Source organism: Aestuariivita sp., from assembly GCF_049276915.1.
Classification (GTDB): Bacteria; Pseudomonadota; Alphaproteobacteria; order Rhodobacterales; family Rhodobacteraceae; genus Aestuariivita.
On record NZ_JBASXK010000058.1, the window covers coordinates 1 to 3,257 of the forward strand.

Sequence of the window (3,257 nt, forward strand, 5' to 3'; positions counted from 1 at the left end):
TATCTGTACCGATGACGATTGTGTGCCGACGCCCTATTGGCTGCCCTGGATTCGCGCCTATGTGACGGCCCACCCGTCGGTGGACCTGATCGCGGGCAGGACGGTCTCGGCGATCGGCAAGGATGCAGGGTCTTGGCAAAAGTTGCTGGACTTGCGCTTTACCTACCCGGCTCCACACTCGAGTTCGGCGGGTTTGGTGACGGCTGTCACGGCGTGTTCTGTCATGCGGCGAGATGCATATGTCGCGGTGGGTGGATTTCCCGACGACAAAAGGGGGGCAGCAGAAGACAGTTTTCTGACCCAGGAATTGTTGCGAGGCGGGTGCAGCTATATTGTTCCACCGGTGGTCTGTACCCTGCACAAGGCAAACTCCAGCCTCAGAGAGGTGCGCCGGCGATTTCGCAACTATGGGGCAGGTGGGATAGATACAGTCTATGCGCAGCAAAACTGGGTGTTGGCGGAAACCGGAGCCGACGGCCGTTTCTTCAACGGAGTGAAATCGGCACGCAACAAGGTGCGCAGGTTGTATGCGGAACAGGTGCCTATCGGTCAATCACGGATGAAACGCTCAGTGAGCTGGCTGATATTGTGGTTCATTTGTCTTGAATACGAATGGGGCTGGTATACAGCGTTCCGCGCCCACAGACGTCGCGGCCTTGGCCCGATGCCAAAAAGGCCAGAAGGCTTCGTTCGGTTTTGATCAGATCGTCTTGAGGATTGCCTGGGCCAAGACGCCAACCGGGTCTGATGGCAGCGGCAGTTGTGAAATCTCTTGCGCCAGTGCTTGTGCGTTTCGGGTGAACGAAGGATCTTCCAGAATGGATTTCAATCCGTCGCGCATGATTGCAGAGTCGCTGATCCTGCCAAGCTTCAACCCTACATTCAAGTCGACAACCCGGGTCGCGTTGAGATCGGATTCCATATGCGCCGGCAGGCAAAGCTGTGGCCTCCCCGCTTGCATCGCGGCCTGCGTAAGCCCCGCACCCGCGCCGCTTACAATCACACGAGAGTGCTCAAGCACCTCAAGCAGGTCAGGCACCTTGTCATGTACCGTGACACCGAACCCTAACAGGAACTGCCGTTCAGCACTTTGGAAGGGGCCAAGATAGGCCTCGATCGGTCTGCCAAGCGAAACCGCGCCCTCGACAATCTTCGCCAGATCCAGCGCGCTGCCGCCCCGGTACAGAAAGATGCCGCCATCTTCGCGTGGCGGCATTGGTGGGATATTTCCATCATAACTCCCCAAGAGGGGGTCGGCACGCAGCCGTCCATAGGGGTCAGACTGCGGAATGGCAAACACGCCGCGAATTTCAGTAGCCAAAACATGGGGAAGGCAATCCAGGACCGCTTGGTGCCGGGCCTTCAGCTCAGCGTTTATCACATCACACATTCTATCCTGAAAACGCGGTGACGCATAGCCGATCCGCAGGGCGGGATATTCATGGATGTTTGCAGGCGGCAGCGTATAGCCACTGCCAACCGAGGCGACGGGAATGCGACCGCGCGCGGCAAGGCAGGCCGTGGGACTATAATCGGCAAGGATCAGGTCAGGCTTTACCAGATCAAACAGGCTGTCCCAGATCTGCAGGGAAAACGTCAAACGGTCTTCATGCAGAAACCCGCAATAGGACAGGATTTCCGCGAAGCTGCCGGTGTTGGAAACGCCTCCATCCGCAGCCATGGGAATGGGGCATGCAAGAAATGGAAACCCATCTTCGCCAAAGGTAGCCTGGGCAAAAAACGGATCATAAACGGCAAATGTAATCTGAACCGTCGGATCCAGCGCACGCAGGTGACGCGCGATTTTCATCATCGGCGCTAGATGCCCAGCACCGGCACCAAGCTCTGAAACGCAAAGAACATGTTTGCCCATGGGCTCTCCAGAGATGGAGTTGTCACATCATGAAAATGCTTGCACAGGCCAGGCCCGCGCAAGCATGTGTTCGAGGTCGATCGCGTCACGGGTTCAAAGGCGGATGCCCTTTATGAACCTGCGTGGGATACTACGACCGAGGCATCAGAGTACCTTCTCAATTCAGACCGGCCCAACCGGATTAGTCAGGTGGGGTCCCGCAGCTGTATGCCATACTGTCCCATCTGCCCCATTTGATTACCCCCCATCTGGAGGTTGGCAAAATACTGGCAGAGTACGTCATTGATTCGACATTCTTCTCCCAGTGCTACTTCTTGCATTGCTCCGCCGTATTGCCCGTTATTTCCTGCGCCATTTGCAGGGCCGGACAAGGTGTTGACGATATCCATTGTGATGTTGCGCATCGGATCATCCCGGCGGTGGCGATCAGCAAGCGGTTTGGAACCACCACCGAAATACATGCGGAAACCGACCGTAATTCGGTCGTGATCGTTGGACCCGGTCGACGCATCGGCAAAAACAGTGACATTCTTGGCCGCCCCAAAGCCAGTTTGCCATTCGACACCCAGCGTTGTGATGTTGTCATAGTCAGGGGTTTTGGCGAAATCCATGCTCAGAAACAGATCTTCTGTTGCATACCAGCCCAATCCCAGAGTGCCGATCCCCCTCAAGGATGTTTCTACCGGATTGACGCCCTGCCATCGCATAGACGGTGAAATCTTCCACATAATACTCAAGTTCCAGCCCGATGCGGTCGGTTCTTTGGTCCAGCGCAGCTCCGTCCCGATTAATGTCTACGGTGCCGAAGATCAGGCCGACCATCGCCACCGATGGGTCGCGCCAGAAAAGATGCCCGCCAAGACCGGCCAGTTCATCGCCGCCGTCCTTGCCAAGCGCGCCATCAATTTGAAAGCCGTATCTTACACCCACCGGGAAAGTTACGGACCCTGCCAGAACCCCGGCACCGATGTCTGTTCCGACATTATTGGAATGAGCTGTCGATTGAAACGACAACTTGCTGTTGATTTGCGAGACAGCCGGTTCGGCAGCAACAGATGTGGCACCAACCGCGCCCACCAGAGCCGCGACCGCAGCCAGGGACAGCCCGCGGCGTTTGCTCACCACATCGGCGATGTCCAGAAACGAGGTCCTATCCACCGGCACTAGGGACGTCTTGGGCATTTCAAATGACAAAAGAACCGTCTGTGCGATGCAGCCCTCGGTGTTCAAATAGTCCTGAATCACTGCTTTGGCGCGATCTTCAGCACTTTTGATATCGATGGACTGAATCTTGCGATCTGTGAAATATCGGGTGTGATCCAGAACGATATAGGCACAGCGCTGGGTTGCGTCCCAATAGGTGCCAATCAGCTCTTCTGATGTA

The 3,257-nt window shown here is 56.2% G+C and carries 4 protein-coding genes; 1 reads left to right on the top strand and 3 read right to left on the bottom strand.

The genetic code is table 11. The features are described 5' to 3' along the window. Positions 1–700, top strand: a 700-nt coding sequence (locus WAO69_RS06130) for a glycosyltransferase (RefSeq protein WP_422177169.1), incomplete at its 5' end; no start/stop codon positions are given. Here the strand turns inward: WAO69_RS06130 and WAO69_RS06135 are convergent. The 3 genes from WAO69_RS06135 to WAO69_RS06145 form a co-directional block, all read right to left on the bottom strand. Then, positions 701–1,873, bottom strand: coding sequence for a glycosyltransferase (locus WAO69_RS06135; protein WP_422177170.1), 1,173 nt, complete (start codon positions 1,871–1,873; stop codon positions 701–703). A 185-nt stretch (positions 1,874–2,058) separates the two neighbouring features. After that, positions 2,059–2,484 carry a hypothetical protein gene (locus WAO69_RS06140; protein WP_422177171.1) on the bottom strand — a complete coding sequence of 142 codons (426 nt, stop codon included), beginning with the start codon at positions 2,482–2,484 and terminating at the stop codon, positions 2,059–2,061. Beyond that, a partial coding sequence (locus tag WAO69_RS06145) for a hypothetical protein (RefSeq protein WP_422177172.1) occupies positions 2,462–3,257 on the bottom strand: 796 nt, incomplete at its 5' end. The genes WAO69_RS06140 and WAO69_RS06145, both read right to left, overlap by 23 nt.